A 21,327-nucleotide genomic window follows, 5' to 3' on the forward strand; every position below is an offset into this window, starting at 1 on the left:
TTCTCAGGCCCCATGCTGTCGCGACAGACGCTGTCGCGGCAGGTCTTCTCCCGCTGGCCGAGCCGGGCCTCCGCCTCGGCCCATGACGGGCCCATCGGCAGCGACGACCTGCCGGCCTGGATGCTGGCCGCACCGACGAGCCCGCGCCGGGCCTGGGCGGCGGCCGTCGGCACGGCGGCCCTGCTGATCCTGCCGCCCCTGGGCCTCGCCGGCCTCGCGGGCTGGGCCGCCGCGGCCGGGGGCGGTGCATCGGCCGCGGTGTTGATCGGGCTCGCCCTCGTGGCAGGGGGCGCGGCCCTCACCCTGGCGGCCCGACAGGCACAGCGGCACCGGATCAGCGAGACGCGCCTGGCGGCCATCTTCGAGCGCTCCGGCATCTCGATGTGGCGCGAGGACTGGACGGCGGCGGGCGAGGCGGTGATGGCCCTGCGCCGGGCCGGCACCGTGGACATCGAATCCCACTTCGCCAGCCGGCCGGAGGCGCTGCGTGCCCTGCGCCGGCAGGTCATCGTCACCGACGTGAACGGCTTCACGGTCGAGGAGACGGGCGCCTCCGGCAAGGAGGCCTTTCTGGGTCCCCTGGACCGTCTCCTGCCGGACACCGACCAGACCTTCGTGCAGTGGCTGGTGGCCTTCGGCCGGGGCGACCGCTTCTTCCGCTCGGAAGCCCACGTGGTGCGCGCCGACGGCAGCGAGGTCGACATGCTGTTCACCGCCATGCTGCCCCGGGACCTGGCCGGCTTCTCCGAGATCGTCGTGACGGCCCTCGACGTCACGGCCTTCAAGCAGGCGCAGCAGCGCTTCGCCCTGGCCGACACCGCGCTAGCGCGCGCCTCCCGCATCACCACCGTGGGAGCGCTGAGTGCCTCCATCGCCCATGAGGTCAATTCGCCCCTGGCGGCCATCCTGGCCAACGCACAGGCCGCCGCCCGCTGGCTGCGGCGCCCGGTGCCGGAGATCGGCGAAGCCTCGGCGGCCCTCGACGACGTCGTGACCGAGGCGACCCGCGCCCGCGACGTGATCGCCCGGACCCGGTCCTATCTCGGCAACGCCCCGCGCGCCTCCGCCGCCGTCGATCTCCTCCAGGCGGCGCGCGACGCGAACTTGCTCGTCGAGGGCGAGCTGCGCCTGCACCGGGCCGCCGTCCACATCGCGGCGGAGGGGGACATCCCCTGGATCGACGCCGATGCGATTGGCCTGCAGCAGGTCTTCGTGAACCTGCTCCTGAACGCCGCCCAGGCGATGGCGGAGGGGGACGGACCGCGCGACGTCACCGTGACGATCCGGGCCACGGGCGACGCGGTGGCGGTCGACGTCAGCGATACCGGCCCCGGCATCGCGCCCGAGCGGCGCGCCCGGATCTTCGAGCCGTTCCACTCGACCAAGGCGGGCGGGATGGGCATGGGGCTCGCGATCTGCCGTAACCTCATCGATGCGCATGGCGGCGACATCTGGGCCGATGCCGCGCCCGGAGGCGGGGCCGCCTTCCACTTCACCCTCCCGGTCGCCGGACCCGCCCATGGCTGAATCCGCCGCGGGCGATTCCACCCGGAACTCGGCGCCGCGAGCGCCCGTCGTCGCCATCGTGGACGACGACCCGGCGATCCGCTCGGCCCTGTCGCGGCTCGCCCGCTCCCTCGGCTACGCCCCGGCTCCCTTCGCGGGGGCCGAGCCACTCCTGAAGGCGGCGGACGATGCGGGGATCGCCGTCGTCGTCACGGACGTGCAGATGCCGGGCCTGAGCGGTCTCGACCTCCTGCGCCTCCTGCGCCTGCGCCGGCCGACGCTGCCCGTCATCGTGATGACGGCCTATCCCAGCGAGGCCAGCCGCGCGCGGGCGCTGGCCTCGGGCGCCTTCGCCTACCTCGCCAAGCCCTTCGACGCCGAGCAGTTCGAACACTGCCTGGGCAGCGTCCTCGGCATCACGCGCGACCCGTGATAGGCAGGCCCAGATCAGCAGTGGCCAAGCCGCAGATGATGCACCGGGTTGGTCCGTATCTTGTAAGCCAGCCCTGCGTATTCGCACTCCTCTGGAAGATGTCCGAAGCGACCGTCCATATCGTCGACGATGATCCGGCCCTGCGCTGCGCGCTGATGCGCCTGTGCCGGTCGAGCGGATTGCTTGCGGTCGGTCACGGAGATGCCGCTGGACTCGCCGCGACACGGGTCCGGACCGCACCGGAATGCATCCTCCTCGACGTTCGACTTGCCGGGGAGAACGGCCTCTCGGTCCAGGAAGCCCTGCGTTCGGCCGGCAGCACCGTGCCGATCATCTTCCTGACCGGCTTCGGCACCATCCCAATGACGGTGCGGGCGATGCGCGGCGGCGCGAGCGAGTTCCTCACGAAGCCGGTGGTGGCCGAGGTTCTGCTCGACGCCGTGCACCGGGCCCTCGCAGCCGATGCGGCGGCCCTGGAGGCCCATCGCGCCCGGGAGGCCGTGGCCGAGCGCCTGCAGGCCCTGACCCCGCGCGAACTGGACGTCCTGCGCTGCGCCATCGGCGGCCTGATGAACAAGCAGATCGCCGCCGAACTCGGGATCACCGAGATCACCGCCAAGGTCCACAAGCGGCGGGTGATGGAGAAGATGCAGGCCCGGTCCCTGGCCGACCTCGTGCGCATGGCCGACCAGATCGGCGTGGCGGCGACCCGCCAGCGCTGAGGCACGGCGCGAAGGTTCAAAGCAAAGTTGGATTCGACAATCCATCCCGTCCCCCCGGCCCCACAGGTGACCGGCCCGCACCCGGAGCCGCCTCGCGTGCTAGGCTCGGCACGCCCGGCGCGACGGTCGGCGCGGGACCGGTCCGGCTTGGCGGCCCTGATGCAGGAGGACATCGAATGAGCTGGCACAGTGCGGACGACCCGATCCCGGGCGACCCCTTCAGCTGCGACGCGATCAAGACCCTGATCGTGCCACGCTCGCGGGACCTCGGCTCCTTCGCGGTGCGGCGTGCCCTGCCGTCGACCGAGTGCCGGATGGTCGGCCCGTTCATCTTCTTCGACCAGATGGGCCCGTCCGAGTTCCTACTCGGCCAGGGCATGGACGTGCGCCCCCACCCGCATATCGGCCTGTCGACGGTGACCTACCTGTTCGAGGGCGAGATCATGCACCGGGACAGCCTCGGCACCGCGCTGCCGATCCGGCCGGGCGAGCTGAACTGGATGACGGCCGGGCGCGGCATCACCCATTCCGAGCGCACCGGATCGGACCTGCGTCGGACCGGCTCGACCCTGTTCGGTCTCCAGAGCTGGGTCGCGCTGAGCGGCAAGGACGAGGAGACCGCGCCGGCCTTCGAACATTACGAGGCGGATGCGCTGCCGATCCTCACCGGCGAGGGCAAAACCGTCCGGCTGATCGCCGGCGAGGCCTTCGGGGCGAAATCGCCGGTGCGGACGTCGAGCCCGATGGTCTATGCCGACGTGCGGCTCGAGGCCGGCGCGGTGCTGCCCCTCGACCCGACCTACGACGAGCGCGCGATTTACACGGTCTCGGGCGCCATCGCGATCGCGGGGGACGGGTTCGGCCCGGGCCAGCTCCTCGTCTTCCGGCCGGGCGACCGGATCAGCGTGCGGGCGACCGAGACCGCTCGCTTCATGGTCCTGGGCGGCGAGCCGATGGACGGCCCGCGCCATCTCTGGTGGAACTTCGTCTCCTCGCGGCCCGAGCGGATCGAGCAGGCCAAGGAGGATTGGCGCCAAGCCCGCTTCGACACCGTGCCGGGGGAATCCGAGTTCATCCCCCTGCCCGAGCAGCCGGCGCCGGTGCGCTACCCGTGAGCTGGTTTCCCGCGCCTCAGTAGCCGAGGGCGCAGCCGTCCTTGCGCGGATCGGATCCGGCGGCACGCATGCCCGTCGCCGGGTCGATCCAGATGATCTGGCCGCCGCCGATCTGGACCGGGGCCGGCACCGTGATGTGACCGCGGGCGGCCAGCCCCTCGGCGAGCCCCGGGGCGAAGCCGGCTTCGAACTCGACGCCGCCGCCATAGGCGAAGCTGCGCGGGGCATCCAGCGCCTCCTGCACGTCGAGGCCCCGGTCGATGATGCCGGTGAGCAGTTCGACGTGGCCCATGGCCTGATAGTGCCCTCCCATCACGCCGAAGGGCGCCACCACCGCGCCGTCGCGCATCAGCATGCCGGGGATGATGGTGTGCATCGGCCGCTTGCGCGGCGCGATGGTGTTGGGATGACCCGGCTCGACCCGGAACGAGAAGCCGCGATTGTGCAGCAGCACGCCGCTCTCCGGCGCGGTGATGCCGCTGCCGAAGCCCTGGAAGATCGAGTTGATCAGCGAGATCGCGTTGCCGTCGCGGTCGACTACGCAGAGGTAGACCGTGTCGGTGTGGCGGATCTCCGGCCACAGCACCGGCGCCTGGGCACGGGCCATGTCGATGGCGCCGTGCGCCCGCGCCTGCCAGGCCTGGGAGAGCAGGTGCTCGACCGGCACGGCGTTGACCACCGGATCGGCGAAGAGCGCGTCGCGGTGGTGGTAGGCCTGCTTGCAGGCCTCGGCGAAGAGGTGGACCCGGTCGAGCTCGCTGAGCGCGCCGACGTCGTACTGCGACAGCACGTTGAGCATCATCAGGGCGGCGAGGCCCTGGCCGCTCGGCGGACACTCGTAGACGTCGTAGCCGCGGTAGCGGGTCGAGATCGGCGTCACGTATTCGGGCGCGGCGCTGGCGAAGTCCTCGAGGGTGTGCAGGCCGCCGAGGTCGCGCAGGCGCGCGACCATGTCCTCGGCCACGGGGCCTTCATAGAAGCCGGCGGCGCCGTGCTCGGCGATGCGCCGCAAGGTGGCGGCGAGCTTCGGGTGGCGCATGATCGTGCCGACCTTCGGCGCCTCCCCGTCGATCAGGTAGGCGGCGGCCGAGCCCGGATCGGCCCGCAGCTTGTCGCGGTTGCGCGCCCAGTCGTAGGCGACCCGCGGCTGGACCGCGTAGCCGTCCTCGGCGTAGCGGATCGCGGGCTGCAGCAGTTCACCGAGGCTGCGGGTGCCGTGGTCGGCGAGCAGCCGCGCCCAGGCCGCGATGGCGCCCGGTACCGTGACCGCATGCGGCGAAGTTGCCGCGATGGCCACGTCGTTCTCCACGTACCAGGCATCGTGCGCGGCCGCGGGGCTGCGGCCGGAGCCGTCCAGCGTGATCGGAACGGCAGCGTCCTTCGGGGCATAGAGGGCGAAGCAGTCGCCGCCGATCCCGGTCATGGCCGGCTCGACCACGCCCTGCACCGCCACCGCCGCGATGGCGGCGTCGACGGCGTTGCCCCCCGCCTTCAGGATCTCGATGGCCGCCAGCGAGGCGAGCGGGTGGGAGGTCGCGACCGCGGCCTGGGCGGCATAGACGGGCGAGCGGCCCGGTTTCGAGAAATCTCTCACGGCGTCGGGTCCTTGAAGCGAATCCTGGAGGATCAGGCGTAGCGGGTGTCGGCGACCCAGTGGCCGGGGGCGACCTCGACCAGGCCGCCCGTGGCATCCGGGTCGGCCGTGGGCAGGAGGGAGGCGGCGCGCAGGCGGGCGCGCTCCTCCACGGGGTTCGGCACCGGCACCGCGCTGAGGAGGCGCCGGGTGTAGGGGTGGCGCGGGTCCTCGTAGAGGGCGTCCGCCTCGGCGAGCTCCACCACCCGGCCGTGCCAGAGCACGGCGACGCGCTGGCACAGGTAGCGCACCATGCGCAGGTCGTGGGAGATGAACAGGTACGAGATGCCGAGCTCGTCCTGCAGGTCCTGCAGCAGGTTCACGACCTGGGCCTGGATCGAGACGTCGAGGGCGGCGATCGGCTCGTCGGCGACGATGAAGCTCGGTTTCAGCGCGATGGCGCGGGCGATGCAGATGCGCTGGCGCTGACCGCCGGAGAACTGGTGCGGGTAGCGCTGGGCGAAGCGCGGATCGAGCCCGACCCGGGCCAGCAGGCCCTCGACCTCGTCGCGGCGCTCGGCCCGCGCCATGCCGGGCCGGTGCAGCCGGAACGGCTCGGCCACGTAGTCACCGATGCTCATGCGCGGGTTGAGGGCGGCGTAGGGGTCCTGGAACACCATCTGGATGCGGGCGCGCATCCGGCGCATCTCTCCGGCGGAGAGCTTGGCGAGGTCGGTGCCCTCGAAGGCGACGGTGCCGGCGCTGGGCGGGTTCAGCATGGTGACGGCGCGGCCGATGGTGGACTTGCCCGAGCCGGACTCGCCCACGAGGCCGAGGGTCTCGCCGGGCCGGATGTCGAAGCTGACATCCTCCACCGCCCGGAACACCGAGCCCTTTCCGCCCCACCAGCTGCGCAAGGGGTAGTGCTTGCGGAGATTTCGTACCGAGAGCAGCGGGTAGCGGTCGGCGGGCTCGGGCCTCATCGGGCGGCCTCCTCGGCGGCGAGGCGCGCCGGCAGATCGTACCAGGCGGCCACGAGGTGGCCCGGCGCGGCGCCGGGGGCCTGGACCAGGGGCGGCGCCTCGGCGAGGCAGCGCGCGGTCGCGTAGACGTTGCGCGCGGCGAAGGGGTCGCCCGGCGGCGGGTAGCGCATGTCGGGGGGCGCCCCCTCGATCTGGTGCAGGCGCCGGCGCCCGGCCCGGCCGCGGCTCAGATCCGGCAGCGAGCGCAGGAGCCCGAGCGTATACGCACTCCGGGGATCGCGGAAAATGTCGTCCACCGGGCCGCGCTCGAGGATGCGGCCGGCATACATCACCTGCACGGTGTCGGCGATGCCCGCCACCACGCCGAGATCGTGGGTGATCCAGACGATCGCCATGCCGATCTCCCGCTTCAGCTCCTGCACCAGGGCGATGATCTCCGCCTGCACGGTGACGTCGAGGGCCGTCGTCGCCTCGTCGGCGATGAGCAGCTTCGGGCGGCAGGACAGGCCGATGGCGATCATCACCCGCTGGCGCTGGCCGCCGGAGAACTCGTGCGGATATTGGTCGAGGCGCGCCCCGGCCTGGGGAATGCGCACGAGGTCGAGGAGGTCCCGGGCCCGGGCGCGGGCGGCGCGGCCGTCGAGCCCGAGATGGATGCGCAGGGGCTCGATGATCTGCGCGGCCACCGTCATGCCGGGGTTGAGCGAGCTCATCGGGTCCTGGAACACGAAGCCGATCTGCCCGCCGCGCACCGTCCGCAGCGCGCGCTCCGGCAGGGCGAGGAGGTCGCGGCCCTCGAACAGCACCTGTCCGCCGGTGATGCGGCCGGGCGGACGCGGGATCAGGCCCAGCATCGCCAGCACGTGCACGCTCTTGCCGGACCCGGATTCGCCGACGATGCCGAGGGTCTCGCCCTCGGCGAGGGTATAGGACACGCCGTTGACCGCGTGGACCGCGCCGCCCTCGCTGTCGAAGGCGACGGCGAGGTCACGGACGTCGAGCAGAATCGGCTTCGCCTGCGCCGAATCTTCCTGCGCCGGAGCTTCTCGCACCATCGTCAGGTCCTCTGCCGGGGATCGAGGGCGTCGCGCAGGCCGTCGCCGAGCAGATTGAAGGCCAGCACCGCGAGGAAGATCGAGGCGCCGGGCCAGATCGCCATCCAGGGCGCCTGCTCGAGGAAGTTCTTGGCGACGTTGAGCATGGAGCCCCAGGACGGCTCGGGCGGCTGCTGTCCGAGGCCGAGGAAGGACAGGCTGGCCTCGGCGATGATCGCGGCCGCGATGGTCAGGGTCGCCTGGACCAGGATCGCCGGCACGATGTTAGGCACGATGTGGCGGATGGCGATGCGCCAGGGCGGATTGCCGACGGCACGGGCGGCCTCGACGAACTCCTCCGCCGCCACCGCCTGCACCTGCGCCCGCGTCAGGCGCACGAAGGTCGAGGTCGCCGACAGGCCGATCGCCACCATGGCGTTGGTCAGGCTCGGGCCGAGGAAGGCGGCGAGCGCGATGGCGAGGATCAGGAACGGGATCGCCAGCAGCGCGTCGGTCAGGCGCATGATCACCATGTCGATCACGCCCCCGGCATAACCGGCCAGCAGCCCGAACGGCAGGCCGAGGGCCACCGCGAGGGCCACCGAGGTCAGGCCCGCCCCCAGGGAGGCCCGCGCCCCGAAGACGATGCGCGAGAGCACGTCGTGCCCGACCTCATCGGTGCCGAACGGGTGCGCCCAGCTGGGCGCGGCGCGGATGGCGCCCCAGTCGGTGGCGATGGGATCGTAGGGCGCGATCCAGTCGGCGAAGACCGCCATCAGGATCAGCGCCACCACGATCACGAGGCCGACCATGGCGGTCCGCCGTGCGGTCAGGCGCGCCCAGAATGCGCGGATCGGACCGGGCTCGCTGCGGAGCGGGGGCGCGGCAGACGGCAGGGCGACGCCGGTCGGAGCGATGACGGTCGGAGCGGTGACGGCCTTGGTCATCGACGCCTCCGACGCATGTCGTCCCGGCGGGGTCGGTACGTCGGGCTCGCGCTGCCGGAAGCGAAGGCGATCCCAGATCCGGGCATCGCGTCGTTCCGGGGCGCCGCAGGCGAGCCCGGCCTCCAGGGACGCCGACGGCCTGAAACCTCGCACCACCTGCGTGTCCCGATCCCGGGCCCCGCTGCGCGGCCCCGGGACGACGCGGTGCCGCAAGGCCTGTTTTCGGAGAATGCCGCGTGCGCGCGATCACCCTGCCCGGAACGGGGGACACCCGCGCTTGAATCGGGGGAATGCCGGTGCAGGGGAAGTGCCGCCATGCTCACGCGCGCCTCAGCTTCGGGTTGACGAAGGCCGCGAGGAGGTCGGCCGCGAGGTTGAGGAGGACGTAGGTGGTGGCGGTGCAGATCACGACGCCCTGCACGGTGGCGTAGTCGCGGTTGAACACGGCATCGACCATCAGCTTGCCGAAGCCCGGCACCGAGAAGACCTGCTCGGTGAGCACGGCGCCGGACAGGAGCTGCCCGAATTCGAGGGCGCCCAGGGTGATGATCGGGATCGCGGCATTGGGCAGGGCGTGGCGCAGGATCAGGCGCAAGGGCGAGACGCCCTTGGCCCGGGCGGTGCGGACGTAGTCCGAGCCGAGCACGCCCAGCATCGCCGCCCGGGTGTGGCGCATCATCACCGCCGCGATGGCGTTGCCGAGGACGAAGGCCGGCATCGCCATGGAGCGCAGGTTCTCGGACAGGCTCTCGAAGGGCGAGACGTAGCCGGAGGCCGGGAGCCATCCGAGCTGGACCGAGAACAGCAGGATCATGAGGATGCCGAGCCAGAAGTTCGGCACCGACAGGCCCCACAGGGCGATGCCGTTGGCCAGGGTATCGGCGGCGGTACCGCGCTTGACCGCCGAGAGGATGCCCATCGGCACGCCGATCACCAGGGCCACCAGCATGGCGAGGCAAGCGAGCTCCAGGGTGACCGGCAGCTTCTCGATCACGAGGTCGATGACCGGCTTCTGCAGGCGGATCGACTCGCCGAGATCGCCCTGGAGCACGCCGCCGGCCCAGAGGGCGTAGCGCACGGGAAGCGGCTGATCGAGGTGGTACTTCTGCCGGATGAAGGCGATGACCTCGGGGTCGCGCTCCTCGCCCGACAGGGCGGTGGCCGTGTCGCCCGGCAGCAGTTGCTGCAGGGTGAAGATGATCATCGAGGCGATCACCAGGGTGGGGATCGCGAGCGCCAGGCGCTGGACGAGGAAGCGCAGCATCGGCCGGGCTCCCGCCTCAGTTCAGCGTCAGGCCGGTGAAGCGCACGAGGCCGTCGGGATAGGGCGTGAAGCCGGTGAGCTTGTTGCTGTAGGCCCAGAACAGCTTGCGGTGGAACAGGTAGATCAGCGGCCGGTCGGCCATGACCCGGTCGGCCAAATGCTTCCAGGCCTCGGCCCGTTGGGCCGGATCGACCGTGGCGCGCTCGGCGGCGAGCGCCGCATCCGCTTCCGGGTTGCAGTAGCGGGCGTAGTTCAGGGGCGTCTTGCAGGCCAGGAAGCTGAAGGTGTTGCCGTCCGGGTCGGGCCGGCCGCTCCAGGAATAGAGGTAGGCGTCGAAGTTGCCCTTGTCGGCGGCGTCCAGCGCGGTGGTGAAGTCGGTGGCCTGGAGCTTCACGTCGAAGCCGGCCTCGCGGGTCATCGCCTGGATGACCTGCCCCACCTGCGGCGCCTCGTTGTTGGCGTAGACCGTCAGGGTGACGGACGGCTTCGGGATGCCGGCCTCCGCCAGCAGGGCCTTGGCCTTGGCGACGTCCCGCTTCGGCAGGGGATAGTCCTTCACGTAGGCCGGGTGCTTGGGCGAGACCCACTGGTTGCCGGGCAGGAACTCGCCGCTGAACACCACCTGGTTCAGGGCGTTGCGGTCGATGGCGAGGTCGAAGGCGGCGCGCACGCGCGGGTCGGCCACGGCCGAGCCGGCCCTGTTCGGGTTGAAGACGATCGACTGGAAGCCGAGCTCGATGGTCGAGCCGATCTTGAGCTTCGGGTCGCGGGTCACCTGCGGCAGGTCGGTGGGGGTCAGGCGCTCCAGGAGCTCGAGCTGGCCGGCCCGCAGGTTGGTCAACCGCACGGTGCCGTCGGGGATCGGCCGGAACTCGATGCGCTTGAGGTGGATCTGGTCCTTGTTCCAGTAATCGTCGAAGCGCTCGACCACGATCCGGTCCTGCGGCACCCGCTCGACGAACTTGAACGGCCCGGCGCAGACGGGGGCGGTGGAGAACTTGTCGCCCAGGCGCTCGGCGGCCTTGGGCGAGACCATCATCCCGGCCCGATCCGTGAACTGCGCCATCAGGGGCGCGAACGGCGTCTTGAGAAAAATCTTGAAGGTCAGGTCGTCGACGACCTCGACCCGGTCGATCGGCGCGATCTCGCCGCGCCTCTGCGAGCCGGGCAGCTTCAGGTGGCGCTCGATGCTGTACTTCGCCGCCGCCGCGTCGAGCTTCTCGCCGTCATGGAACCGCACGCCCGGCCGTAGGGTCATGGTGAGCGTCTTCTGGTCCTCCGACAGGCTCCAGCTGGTGGCGAGCTGCGGCACCGGCTTCAGGTCGGGCCCGATATCCACGAGCTTGTCGCACATCGCGGCGAAGACCATGCGGCTGGTGAAGGTGCGCGCCAGCGTCGGGTCGAGGGCGTCCGGGTCCTCCATCAGGCCGAAGCGCAGGGTCTGCGCCTGGACAGGAGAGAGCGCGGCAATGCCCGCGACGAGGCCGGCAGCGAACAGACGCAGCATCAAGCTTCCTTCAGAACTGGGATCGGTCCGGATCGCAGATCCGCCGCACGGGAGGGCGGATCGGCGCGAACCGGGAAGACGTTCGAAAGTGTATACATTATCTGTGCCAGCGAACCGCTTGGCAACGACCCGGCCTCACCAGACCGCCACCTGTCCATCGCGACGGGGATCGCTGGCGCCGACATACCCCTCGGTGCCGGGGTCGCCCATCCGCCAGATGAATTGGCCGGCCCCGAAATCCTGGTAGCTGTCCTCGATCACGTCGACCCGGTGGCCGCGCTCCACCAGGCCCTGCAGGGTCGCGGCCGGCATCGCCGCCTCGGCGTTGATCTCGAGCCCGGCATTGAAGCGCCAGCGCGGCGCGTCGCAGGCGGCCTGCGGGTTCTGGCCGTGGTCGATCATCCGTACCAGGGTCTGCAGATGGCCCTGAGGCTGCATGTTGCCGCCCATGACGCCGAAGCTCATCACCGGCGCTCCGCCCTGGGTGAGGAAACCCGGGATGATGGTGTGAAAAGGCCGCTTGCCGGGCGCCACCACGTTGGGGCTGGCCTCGTCCAGAACGAAGCCGTAGCCGCGGTTCTGCAGGGACAGGCCCCATTCGGGCACGACCACGCCGGAGCCGAAGCCCATGAAGTTCGACTGGATGAAGCTCACCATCATGCCGGATTCGTCGGCGGCGGTGAGGTAGATGGTGCCGCCCCGGACCGGGTTGCCGGCGCCGAATTCCTGGGCACGGTGCCGGTCGATCAGCCTCGCCCGCGCCGCCAGGTAGGCCGGATCGAGCATCGCCTCCGGGGTCACCTCCATGGAGCGCGCGTCGGAGACGTAGCGGTAGGTGTCGGCGAAGGCGAGCTTCATCGCCTCGATCTGGAGGTGCTGCGCCTCCGGGCCATCCGGGGCCAGACCCGCCAGATCAAAGGATTCAAGGATCCCCAGGGCGATCTGGGCGGCGATGCCCTGCCCGTTCGGCGGGATTTCGTGGAGCTTATAGCCCCGGTAGTCCTTGGCCGTCGGCGTCACCCATTCGGGCCGGAAGGCCGCGAGATCGGCCATCGTCATGGCGCCCCCATGGGCGGCGGCGTGCCGAGCCATGGCCTCGGCGATCTCGCCCTCGTAGAAGGCGCGCCCCTTCGTCTCCGCGATCGCCCGCAGGGCGCGGGCGATGCCCGGCAGGGTGACGCGCTCGCCCACGTGCGGGGCGCGACCGTGGGGCAGGAAGGTCTCGGCGAAGCCCGGCTGCCGCACGAGGTCCGCGACCCGCGCAGCCGCGGCCCATTTCTGCTGCACCACCACCGGCGCGAGGTAGCCGCGCTCGGCGATGTCGATGGCGGGCTGCAGAAGGTCGGCGAAGGGCAGCTTCCCGAAGCGCTCGCTCAGGGCCATCCAGGCCGCGACGGCGCCCGGCACCGTCACGGAATCCCAGCCTCGCATGGGCGGCCGCTCGGCCGCACCGTATTTCCGGGTGAAGTAGTCGGGGGTCCAGGCCGCCGGTGCCCCGCCGGAGGCGTTGAGGCCGTGCAGCTGCCGCCCGTCCCACAGGATGCAGAAGGCGTCCGAGCCCAGGCCGTTGCTGCAGGGCTCGGTGATGGTCTTGGCCGCCGCCGTGGCGATGGCGGCGTCCACTGCGTTGCCGCCCTGCCAGAGCATGCGGATGCCGGCCTGGGCCGCGAGGGCGTGCGAGGTCGAGACCATGTTGCGGCCGAAGATCGGCATCCGCACGGTGGGGTAGCCGGTGGTCCAGTCGAACGGCTTCATCGGATCGCGGCCTCACGCATCGGGGGATCCGGCGATGATGGAGACAAACGCCGGGTCCGCCAAGTCGAAGAATTTTCGACGCGCGAAATCGAAGCTCCGGCAAGGTGAGTGAGCCGCCGCGGCGGCTCTTCCTCAGCGATCCGTCGCCAGTTCCGGCATCAGGCGGTTGATGACGCTGTAGTTGATCGCCGTCCAGAACTCGGATGTCTCCGGATCGGCGAGTGCATTCTCCGCCGCCTCGATCACCGCATGGTCGGGCGTCACCAGGTAATCTTCGACGTCGTTGAGGGAGTCGAAGGACAGGACCGAAATTCCGTCGATCTTGGAGCCCTCGGGATCGGCCTGGGTCGACCCGAACGGATGCAGCTGGGAATAGCGGCGAACGTACTGCGTGGTCGCTTCCTGGGCGCAGACCAGATCGGCCTGGGCCCCGAGCCAAGCCTCCTGGAACGCGGTGCGGGAGAGGTGCGCCCGGCGTCGGTGGATCTTCACGAGGCTGACCGGGTCGCGGTGGCGCGCGCTCGGGATGAGGATGTATTCCCGCGCCACCGCGCGGGTGACCATGCGAAAGGCGGTCCGCTCGTCCGCGACGATGCGGGCCGCGTACTGCTCCTGGCCGAGCACCGCCGCGATGTCGTCGGTCTCCGCGTAGGCGATGTAGGCGAAGCCGTCGAAGCTCGGGCGCTGGTAGGCCGGCACCCGCGCGGCCGGATCGGACACCAGCCTGCCCTCGGCCTCCACCATCGCCCGGTAGGGCGGCCGGAAGCCCGAGGATGGCCCGGATGCGACCCGGTGGACCTGATCGTAGCGCAACACGCGGTCGTTCTGGGTCCCGGGCTCCGCGTAGGCGAATTTCGGCCCGTGCACCTTCCGCCAGTACGCGTCCCAGTGCTCGAAGGCGAGGTTGGGATCGGGCTCCAGCGCCACGGCCTCGGGATGACGGTCGGGGCGCATCACCGCCCGCCCGTCCCGGCCGACATTCGATCCCGGGTCGCGCGGGCGCCGCTCCAGGGGGGAGTCGTCGCTGCGCGAGACGAAGGTCGGGGTGACGATCAGGGGCTTCGTCGTCGCGCGGGTGGCCGCTCCGTGGGGCGGCCGCTGCAGCATGTCCGAGCGGGCGAGGTCCGGGGCGGTCCGGTCTGTCATGCGGGCTCCTTCGCCGGGGGCGGATGTCACGGAATGACCCGCTCGGCCCGCAGGCGCGCGAACAGGTCGAAGAACGCGTCGTCGGTGGCCTGGTAGTCGAGGAAGCCGAGGCGCCGGCTCTTGCTCATGTCGGTGACGACCTCGATCGGCCGGCCGAGATCCGCATCCGTGTGCCAGGCCGAGGCGAGGCGTCCGAGATCGGTCTCCTTGAGGCCGTGCCGGGCCGCGAGCTCGGCCCAGAGCGGGGCGGCCCCGTCCATCTGCTGCTCCAGGGGGAGGATCGCGCCGTCGAAGGGCGCCGGCTCCACGCCGAACCAGTCGGCGATCCGGCCCCACATCCAGCTCCAGCGGAAGACGTCGCCATCGACGATGTTGAAGGCCTCGTTGCGGGCCGCCGGCGTGGTCGCGGCCCAGGCGAGCTGGCGCGCGAGGATGCGCGCATCCGTCATGTCGGTGAGCCCGTTCCACTGGGCGGCCGAGCCCGGGAAGCGGAACGGGCGGCCGGTCTCGCGGCAGAGCGTGGCGTAGACCGCCAGGGTCACGCCCATGTTCATGGCGTTGCCGAGCGCGTAGCCGATGATGGTGTGAGGCCGGTGCACGCTCCAGCCGAAGCCGTCCCGCGCCGCGGCGGCGAAGACCTCGTCCTCCTGCGCATAGTAGAAGTTCTCGACGTCGAGGCGGCCCTGGTCCTCGCGGAACGGCGTGGCCGGCAGCGTGCCCTTCCCGTAGGCCTCGAACGGTCCGAGATAGTGCTTGAGGCCGGTGACCAGGCCGACATGGTCCACGCCCCCGTTCGGCCGCAGGGCGTCGAGGAGGTTGCGCACCATCGCGCCGTTGACGCGGATGTTCTCGGCCTCCGTCTCCTGGCGCAGCCAGGTCGTGATGAAGACGTCGGTGGGGCGGACGTCCGCCAGCGCGCCGCGCAGGCTCTCGGGGTCGAGGAGGTCGGCGGCCACCGGGGTCACGCCGGCGATGTCGGCCGGCGGGCGCCGGGCGAGGCCGGCCACGGACCAGCCCTCCGCGACGAGGTGGCGGGCGAGGTTGTTACCGACGATGCCGCTGACGCCGGCGATGAGGGCCGTCCTGGTCATGGAAGTCTCCGTCCTGGTCATGGAAGTCTCTGGCTTGATCTGACGACCGACCTATGGAGACAGTCCGCCCCTGACCAGACGGCACCGATTGGGGTCCTAGGCACCCAACGGTACCCACCCAGGGGGCGACGACCATGGAGAGGCTGAGCGCGGACGAGGCCTGGCGCGAGGACTGCGCGCCGCGCCGGGTGCTCGAACTGTTCGCGACCAAGTGGACCAGCATGGTGCTGCACACCCTGCACGCCCGCCATGCCGGCCGGGCCCGCACCGGTATCCTCCAGCGCAGCCTGCCGGGCATCTCGAAGAAGATGCTGACCCAGACCCTGCGGGACATGGAGGCGAGCGGGCTCCTGACCCGGCACGTGGCCGGCACGGTACCGCCCGCGGTGGAGTATCGCCTCACCCCCCTCGGCGGCCGCTTCGTCGAGCCGGTGGAGCTTCTCTACGCCTGGGGTCGGGCCAATGCCGATGCCCTTGACGACCTGAAGCCCCGTCCGACCTCCCGCCGCTGACGGGCGAGGCCCGCTCCGGCAAGTCTCCTGCATGGGGGCCCGCCGGGGCGCCTCACGGGCGCCCGCTGATGCGCGCAGGTGGACGGAGACGACGACACGATGGCGACACGATCCAAGGTGGCCTTCATCGGCACGGGCGGGACGATCTCGTCCCTCGGCTGGGATTCCCTCGACGTCCTCGACTACACCGCCACCGGGCAACGCCTCGCGGCCGACGCGATCCTCGAGCGGGTGCCCGAGGCGGGCCGCGTCGCCGAGGTGATCGCGGTACCGTTCCGCGCGGTGCCGAGCCCCGCCATCGGCTTCGCCGAGTGGCGCGCCCTCGCCGCCCTCTGCGCGGAGCTCGCCGAGGCCCATCCCGACCTTGCCGGCATCGTCATCGGGCACGGCACCGCGACCCTGGAGGAGACCGCCTACGCCCTCGGCCTGACCCTGACGGTGGCCTGCCCGGTCGTCCTCGTCGGGGCCCAGCGTCCGATCAGCGCCCTGTCGAGCGACGCCGGGCTCAACCTCGTCGCGGCCCTGCGGGTCGCCGCCGACCCGGCCTCGCGCGGGCGCGGGGTGCTGGTGGTGCTCAACGACGAGATCCAGGCGGCCCGCGAGGTGACGAAGACCTCGGTCGGCCGGCTGCAGACCTTCCGCACGCCGGATTTCGGCGTCCTCGGCCACGTCGACGGACCGCATGTGCGCTACTACCGCCGCCCCGAGCGCCGGCATGCCCCGGATACGCCGTTCGCCTTGGACGGGCTGGCCGCCCTGCCCCGGGTCGACGTCGCCTACGCCTATGCCGACGCGGACGGCACCGCCGTGCGCGCCTTCGTGGCGGCCGGTGCGCTGGGCATCGTCTCGGCGGGCCTCGCCCCCGGCATGACGCCCCCGAGCGAGGCCGACGCCCTGGCCGAGGCGGTGGCCGCCGGGGTGGTGGTGGTCCAGTCCACCCGCGCCGGCAGCGGCGTGGTGCCTGTCACGACGCGCCTGCGCGAGCGGGGCATCCTCAGCGCCGACAACCTGACGCCGCAGAAGGCGCGGATCCTGCTCGCGCTGGCGCTGACCCGCAGCCGCGATCCGGTCGAGATCGCCGCGATGTTCGCGACGTACTGAGTTCGGTGGTGCGCCGCCCGACGGCCGCGGATGTCACGCGGGGCACGCCCATCGCGATCTCTGGATCGGCCGAGCGGCCGGTTCGACGTCATGGCACGTCCCTCTCCCCGCGCGGGGCGAGCTCAGGCGTGGGGATGGTTCCGCAAGCCTCCGTCCGTCGCGGACGGCTCAGCCACCCGCACCTCCACCCTCTCCCCTCGGGCTCGACAGTTCTCGAGCAGGCCCGAGACCCGCCGGGGCGGAGCGCTACGCCTTTCCGCGTGACCAGGGGAGCGTCCGAGAGAGGCGCAGGGAAGAACGGCGCGTTCCTGCCCGGCAGCCTCGTTCCCGGCCAAGCCAGACACCCTGATGCCGATGGGGCGAGGCAGCCAGGAAGACTTGCGAACCGACATCGGCGCGCCCGCTGAAACCACGCTCTCCCGCGCCTCGTCCAACGAATTCTGCGACCTTTCGGCGTCTCGGCCGTTGATGGGACATGCCGAACCGGTCGCGACGGCGTGACCGGCCATCCGAAACCATCGACGCGAGGTTCCTTTCATGAAGTCATTCGTCATCGCCACCGCCCTCCTGCTCACCCCTGTCGCCCTCGCGGGCACGGCGCAGGCCCAGGGCACCATCCGGGGCGCCGAGCGTGGCGTCGAGGACGGCAACCGTGCAGCTGGCCCGATCGGCGGCGTGGTGGGCGGCGCCGTCGGCGCGGCCACCGGCACGGTCGGCGGGGTCCTCGGTGTCGATCCGGATCGTCGCGACGACCGTATCGAGCGTCGCGAGGAGCGCACCACGATCACGCGCGAGCGCCGCGACCGCTGAGCCAACCGCCTCGGCCCCTTCGCGGGGCCGAGGCCTTTCCCTGTCCGTTCGCCCCGTCCCCGCCGAACCGCACGATGTCCGACCCTGAACCGCACCTGCACCTCCTGGCCACCGCCCGGGGGTTGTCGGCATCGCTTCACGACGCCCTCGCGCATCTCGGGCCGGTGCCGATCGATCCGCCGACCCACGCCCATGTCGCGGACCGCCTCGCCCTGGAAGTCGTGAACCAGCAACTCTCGACCCGTGCCGCAGCGGCGATCTGGGCCCGCGTCGAAGAAGCGGCACGCCTGCGGAACGGGGTACCCCGCGACCTCTTCGTCGAAGCGCATGCCGAGACCCTGCGCGGCTGCGGGCTCTCGGGCGCCAAGGTGCGGGCCGTGCAGGCCATCCGCGCCGCGGACGAGGCGGGCCTATTCGGTCCCACCCTCGCCACCCTGCCCCACCCGGAACGCGCGGCGATCCTGCGCAGCATCAAGGGCGTGGGACAGTGGACGGCCGACGTGATCGGCATCTTCCACTATCACGATCCGGACATCTGGCCGGCCGGCGACGTCGCCGCCGTCGGCAGCCTCCGACGCCTGACGGGCTGCACCGACACGCAGGCGTTCACCCAGCCCTTCGCACCCTATCGCTCCCACCTCGCCCGCGCGATGTGGCGGGTACGGGACCTCGTGCCGGCCCCGACCCTCGTGGCCTGATCAGCGCGCCTCGAGCGGCGGCGTGCTCGCCGGCAGACGACGCAGGTTGGTCGCCTGCTCGAAGGCGTAGGCGAGACCGAGGAGCTTCGCCTCGCTCCAGGGCTGACCGAGCAGGTCCATGCCGACCGGCACGCCCGCGGGCGCGGTCGCGCTGGCCTCGGAGGACCCCGCTGGGACGTCGATCGCCGGGTAGCCCGTCAGCCCCGCGACGATCCCGTTGCGATCCGCCTGGTTGAGTTCGCCGATGGGCACCACCAGCCGCTTCTGCAGCGGGTAGACCAGGGCGTCGAGCTTCTGGGCCGCGAAGACCTCGGCGACATGGGCCTTGAAGGCGGCGATCCGCCCGAGACGGGCCTTGTACTCGGGCTCGGCCATGCCGTCCCGGCGCGCCTCGGCGGCCTTGAGGAACGACTCCAGGGCGGCGCGGTGGAACTGGCCCGAGGCCAGGATGCCGGCGAGGTCCTTGTGCGGCGCATTGGGGATCGAGGCCAGATAGCCGTTCATCAGCGCCTTGTACTCGTAGGTCTGGACGTCGTCCTCGCGGTTGAGGGCGTCGGCCTCGAAGGCCGGGTCGTCGATCCGCACCAGGGTGGCGCCCGCCGCCTCCAGGGCGTCGAGGGCGGTCTGCATGACGCGGTTGACCTCCGCATGCTCCGGCTTGGTCCCGAACAGGACCCGGACGACGCCGAGGCGCGCGCCCTTGAGGGCATCGGGCTTCAGCGCAGCGGCGTAGCTCGGCGCGACCTTGCCGGCGGCTGCGGCGGTGAGGGGATCGGCCGGGTCGGTGCCGGCCATGGCCTGCAGCAGGGCCGCCGCATCCGCCACCGTGCGGGTGATCGGCCCGATGGCGTCCTGCGTCTTCGAGACCGGCATGATGCCCGCGAGACTGATCAGCCCCTGGGTGACGCGCAGGCCCACGAGGTTGTTGGCCGAGGCGGGCGAGCGGATCGAATTCACGGTGTCGCTGCCGAGCCCCCCGAGGGCGAAGCCGGCGGCCATGCCCGCGCCGACGCCGCCGCTGGAGCCGCCGGGGGTACGGGTCAGGTCGTAGGGGTTGCGGACCTGGCCGCCCAGCGAACTCACCGAGACCCCGCCGAGGGCGAGCTCCTGCATGTTCGCCTTGGCCAGCACGATGGCGCCGGCGGCGCGCAGGCGCGCCGCCGCGGTGGCATCCTGCGCCGGCTGCGCTCCCGCGAGGGCGGCCGAACCGCCGGTGGTCGGCAATTCGGCGGTGTCGTAATTATCCTTCAGCAGCAGGGGCACGCAGCCGAGGGGCTTGGCCGCGCCCCCTGCCCGGTCCGCGTCGTAGGCCTCGGCCTGCGCCAGGGCCTGCGGGTTCAGCGCCCGGATCGCCGCGAGCTTCGGGCCGGCCTGATCGTAGGCGGCGATGCGGTCCAGATAGCCCTGGACCAGACCGCGGCAGGTGATGCGCCCGGAGGCGAGGGCCTCGCGGACCCCGGCGATCGTCGCGTCCTCGACCCGGAAGGGGGCCGGAGCCGGCGCCTGTGCCGCGACGGGGTCGGCCTGGACAAGGACGGCGCCGGCGAGAGCGACGAGGCAGGCGGATCTGGCGAGGGCGATCGGGGGCATGGCATTCCGGTGCTGATCGAGACGGCCCGCGATCAGGCAGGCTTCGGACCGCGATGGTCAAGCCGCTGCGTTGACGCCGGGCCGATCGCGGGTGATCCCGTCGCCGGACGATGCGCGCCGGCCCCGAGGAGATCCGAATTCATGCCCTCCCCCCTTCTTCTCGTCACCAGCCTTCCGGCCGCGGAAGAGGCAGCCTGGCGCGAGGCCCTGGGCGCAGCCATGCCGGGAGAGCGAATCGCGTCCGTCTCCGACGGTGCCCCGGTGGGCGCGGCGGAGATCGCCATCGTGGCGAACCCGCCGCTGGGGTCCCTCGCGGGCCTGCCGAACCTGCGCTGGATCCAGAGCCTCTGGGCCGGCGTCGACCGTCTCGTCCTCGACGACACGCTGCCCGACGTGCCCGTGCGGCGACTCATCGACCCGACCCTGGCGCGCGCCATGGCGGAGGCGGTGGCGGCGGCGGTCCTGCACCTGCACCGCGACTTCCCGCTCTATGCCGCGCAGCAGCGCGCGGGGACGTGGCGCCAGCACCCGGTCCGCCCGGCCGGTGAGCGCCGCGTGACGATCCTCGGCCTCGGCGAGATGGGACGAGCCGCGGCCGACCTCCTGCGCGCCCTCGGCTTTCCCGTCCGGGGCTGGAGCCGGTCCGGCACCGCGCACGGGACGATTCCGGTCGCGAGCGGCCCGGACGGTTTCGCGCAGAGCCTCGCGACGGCCGACATCCTGGTCAACCTCCTGCCCCTGACCCCCGACACCCGCGGCATCCTGAAGACCGACGCGTTCCGCCAGCTGCCGCCGGGCGCCGCCCTGGTCAATTTCGGGCGCGGCGCGCACGTCGTCGAGGACGATCTGCTCGCGGCCCTGGCGACGGGCGCCCTCGGCCACGCGATCCTCGACGTGTTCCCGGAGGAGCCCCTGCCGCCGGATCACCGCCTCTGGACCCATCCGGCGATCACGATCCTGCCCCACGTCGCGGCTCCGACGCAGATGGCCTCGGCCGCCGCGCTCGTCGCCGAGGCGGTGGCGGAGTTTCGCCGCACGGGCCGTGCGCCGGCGGGGATCGACCGGACGCGCGGCTACTGACAGGCTGCGCATCCCGGTCAGGCGCATCAGCCGCGGACTCGCCCGGAAACCGGGGGCCCGCAGCCCCGCGACAGGGCCGCGCCGCGGGGCGGGACGCTGACATGCTTCGTCACAGGGGCGGCACGGGCGAGACAAACGGCTTGGCTATCTCCTGCTTCGAAGCGGCCCACGCCGTTTCGACCTTGGAGACAGACCGATGAAGACCACGATGTTCGCCCTCCTCACCGCCGGCCTGCTCGCGGCGGCCCCGGCCCTCGCCGTCGACGGACACGGCAACGCGTCGAACCCCGAGCAGGTGAAGCCGAACCTCGGCTCCGTCTCCGGCGGACCGAACCACAGCGACGATCCCCGGGTGCGGGAGGCGCAGGAGAAGGGTCCCGACGGCAAGCCGCTGCATTCCGACACGGACGGCCATGCCCACGGCCACAGCCAGGACAAAAAGTAGTCCCGTCGGCCCGGC

At 71.8% G+C, this 21,327-nt stretch carries 20 protein-coding genes; 10 read left to right on the plus strand and 10 right to left on the minus strand.

The window, feature by feature from the left end; translation table 11 throughout:
• The first annotated feature begins 12 nt into the window (after nt 1-12).
• The 4 genes from ASF58_RS20650 (at nt 13) to ASF58_RS20665 (ending at nt 3,776) form a co-directional block, all read left to right on the plus strand.
• Nucleotides 13-1,527, plus strand: a complete 1,515-nt coding sequence (locus ASF58_RS20650) for an ATP-binding protein (RefSeq protein ID WP_156375822.1) — start codon at nt 13-15, stop codon at nt 1,525-1,527.
• A complete protein-coding gene (locus ASF58_RS20655) occupies nt 1,520-1,939 on the plus strand; it encodes a response regulator (protein ID WP_055957002.1) in 420 nt (139 codons plus the stop codon). Before ASF58_RS20650 ends, ASF58_RS20655 begins: the two co-directional genes overlap by 8 nt.
• Before the next feature lie 98 nt (nt 1,940-2,037).
• A complete protein-coding gene (locus ASF58_RS20660) occupies nt 2,038-2,661 on the plus strand; it encodes a response regulator (protein WP_055957004.1) in 624 nt (207 codons plus the stop codon).
• A 176-nt stretch (nt 2,662-2,837) separates the two neighbouring features.
• Complete coding sequence (locus ASF58_RS20665; RefSeq protein WP_055957006.1) at nt 2,838-3,776, plus strand: pirin family protein; 939 nt, start codon at nt 2,838-2,840, stop codon at nt 3,774-3,776.
• Nucleotides 3,777-3,792: 16 nt separating this feature from the next.
• On the opposite strand, the gene ggt is transcribed toward ASF58_RS20665, so the two are convergent.
• The 9 genes from ggt to ASF58_RS20710 form a co-directional block, all read right to left on the minus strand.
• Complete coding sequence (gene ggt, locus ASF58_RS20670) at nt 3,793-5,370, minus strand: gamma-glutamyltransferase (RefSeq protein ID WP_055957009.1); 1,578 nt, start codon at nt 5,368-5,370, stop codon at nt 3,793-3,795.
• Between the two features lie 32 nt (nt 5,371-5,402).
• Nucleotides 5,403-6,332, minus strand: coding sequence for an ATP-binding cassette domain-containing protein (locus tag ASF58_RS20675; RefSeq protein ID WP_055957011.1), 930 nt, complete (start codon nt 6,330-6,332; stop codon nt 5,403-5,405).
• Nucleotides 6,329-7,387: an ABC transporter ATP-binding protein gene (locus ASF58_RS20680; protein ID WP_055957013.1), complete on the minus strand. Its 1,059-nt coding sequence runs from the start codon at nt 7,385-7,387 to the stop codon at nt 6,329-6,331. Before ASF58_RS20680 ends, ASF58_RS20675 begins: the two co-directional genes overlap by 4 nt.
• Before the next feature lie 2 nt (nt 7,388-7,389).
• Nucleotides 7,390-8,313, minus strand: a complete 924-nt coding sequence (locus ASF58_RS20685; RefSeq protein WP_082513210.1) for an ABC transporter permease — start codon at nt 8,311-8,313, stop codon at nt 7,390-7,392.
• Nucleotides 8,314-8,632: 319 nt separating this feature from the next.
• Entirely contained in the window at nt 8,633-9,577 is a 945-nt protein-coding gene (locus ASF58_RS20690) for an ABC transporter permease (RefSeq protein WP_055957014.1), read from the minus strand.
• A 16-nt stretch (nt 9,578-9,593) separates the two neighbouring features.
• Entirely contained in the window at nt 9,594-11,084 is a 1,491-nt protein-coding gene (locus ASF58_RS20695) for an ABC transporter substrate-binding protein (protein ID WP_055957016.1), read from the minus strand.
• A 135-nt stretch (nt 11,085-11,219) separates the two neighbouring features.
• A complete protein-coding gene (locus ASF58_RS20700; protein WP_055957018.1) occupies nt 11,220-12,839 on the minus strand; it encodes a gamma-glutamyltransferase family protein in 1,620 nt (539 codons plus the stop codon).
• 132 nt (nt 12,840-12,971) lie between these two features.
• Entirely contained in the window at nt 12,972-13,985 is a 1,014-nt protein-coding gene (locus ASF58_RS20705; RefSeq protein ID WP_055957020.1) for an EthD domain-containing protein, read from the minus strand.
• A gap of 26 nt (nt 13,986-14,011) precedes the next feature.
• Nucleotides 14,012-15,076 carry an SDR family oxidoreductase gene (locus ASF58_RS20710; RefSeq protein ID WP_055957022.1) on the minus strand — a complete coding sequence of 355 codons (1,065 nt, stop codon included), beginning with the start codon at nt 15,074-15,076 and terminating at the stop codon, nt 14,012-14,014.
• Nucleotides 15,077-15,210: 134 nt separating this feature from the next.
• Between ASF58_RS20710 and ASF58_RS20715 the strand changes: the two genes are divergently transcribed.
• The 4 genes from ASF58_RS20715 (at nt 15,211) to ASF58_RS20730 (ending at nt 18,197) form a co-directional block, all read left to right on the plus strand.
• Complete coding sequence (locus ASF58_RS20715) at nt 15,211-15,588, plus strand: helix-turn-helix domain-containing protein (RefSeq protein ID WP_055957024.1); 378 nt, start codon at nt 15,211-15,213, stop codon at nt 15,586-15,588.
• 99 nt (nt 15,589-15,687) lie between these two features.
• Complete coding sequence (locus ASF58_RS20720; RefSeq protein ID WP_055957163.1) at nt 15,688-16,689, plus strand: asparaginase; 1,002 nt, start codon at nt 15,688-15,690, stop codon at nt 16,687-16,689.
• 537 nt (nt 16,690-17,226) lie between these two features.
• Entirely contained in the window at nt 17,227-17,499 is a 273-nt protein-coding gene (locus ASF58_RS20725) for a hypothetical protein (protein ID WP_055957026.1), read from the plus strand.
• A gap of 74 nt (nt 17,500-17,573) precedes the next feature.
• Complete coding sequence (locus ASF58_RS20730; protein ID WP_055957028.1) at nt 17,574-18,197, plus strand: hypothetical protein; 624 nt, start codon at nt 17,574-17,576, stop codon at nt 18,195-18,197.
• Here the strand turns inward: ASF58_RS20730 and ASF58_RS20735 are convergent, their stop codons facing one another.
• Nucleotides 18,198-19,787: an amidase family protein gene (locus tag ASF58_RS20735; RefSeq protein ID WP_082513211.1), complete on the minus strand. Its 1,590-nt coding sequence runs from the start codon at nt 19,785-19,787 to the stop codon at nt 18,198-18,200.
• A gap of 141 nt (nt 19,788-19,928) precedes the next feature.
• Between ASF58_RS20735 and ASF58_RS20740 the strand changes: the two genes are divergently transcribed.
• Together ASF58_RS20740 and ASF58_RS20745 are read left to right on the plus strand one after the other, a co-directional pair.
• A complete protein-coding gene (locus ASF58_RS20740) occupies nt 19,929-20,867 on the plus strand; it encodes a glyoxylate/hydroxypyruvate reductase A (protein WP_055957030.1) in 939 nt (312 codons plus the stop codon).
• Between the two features lie 196 nt (nt 20,868-21,063).
• Nucleotides 21,064-21,312, plus strand: coding sequence for a hypothetical protein (locus ASF58_RS20745; protein ID WP_055957032.1), 249 nt, complete (start codon nt 21,064-21,066; stop codon nt 21,310-21,312).
• Nucleotides 21,313-21,327: the final 15 nt, after the last annotated feature.

The sequence above is a fragment of the Methylobacterium sp. Leaf125 genome, from assembly GCF_001423085.1.
Taxonomy (GTDB): Bacteria; Pseudomonadota; Alphaproteobacteria; order Rhizobiales; family Beijerinckiaceae; genus Methylobacterium.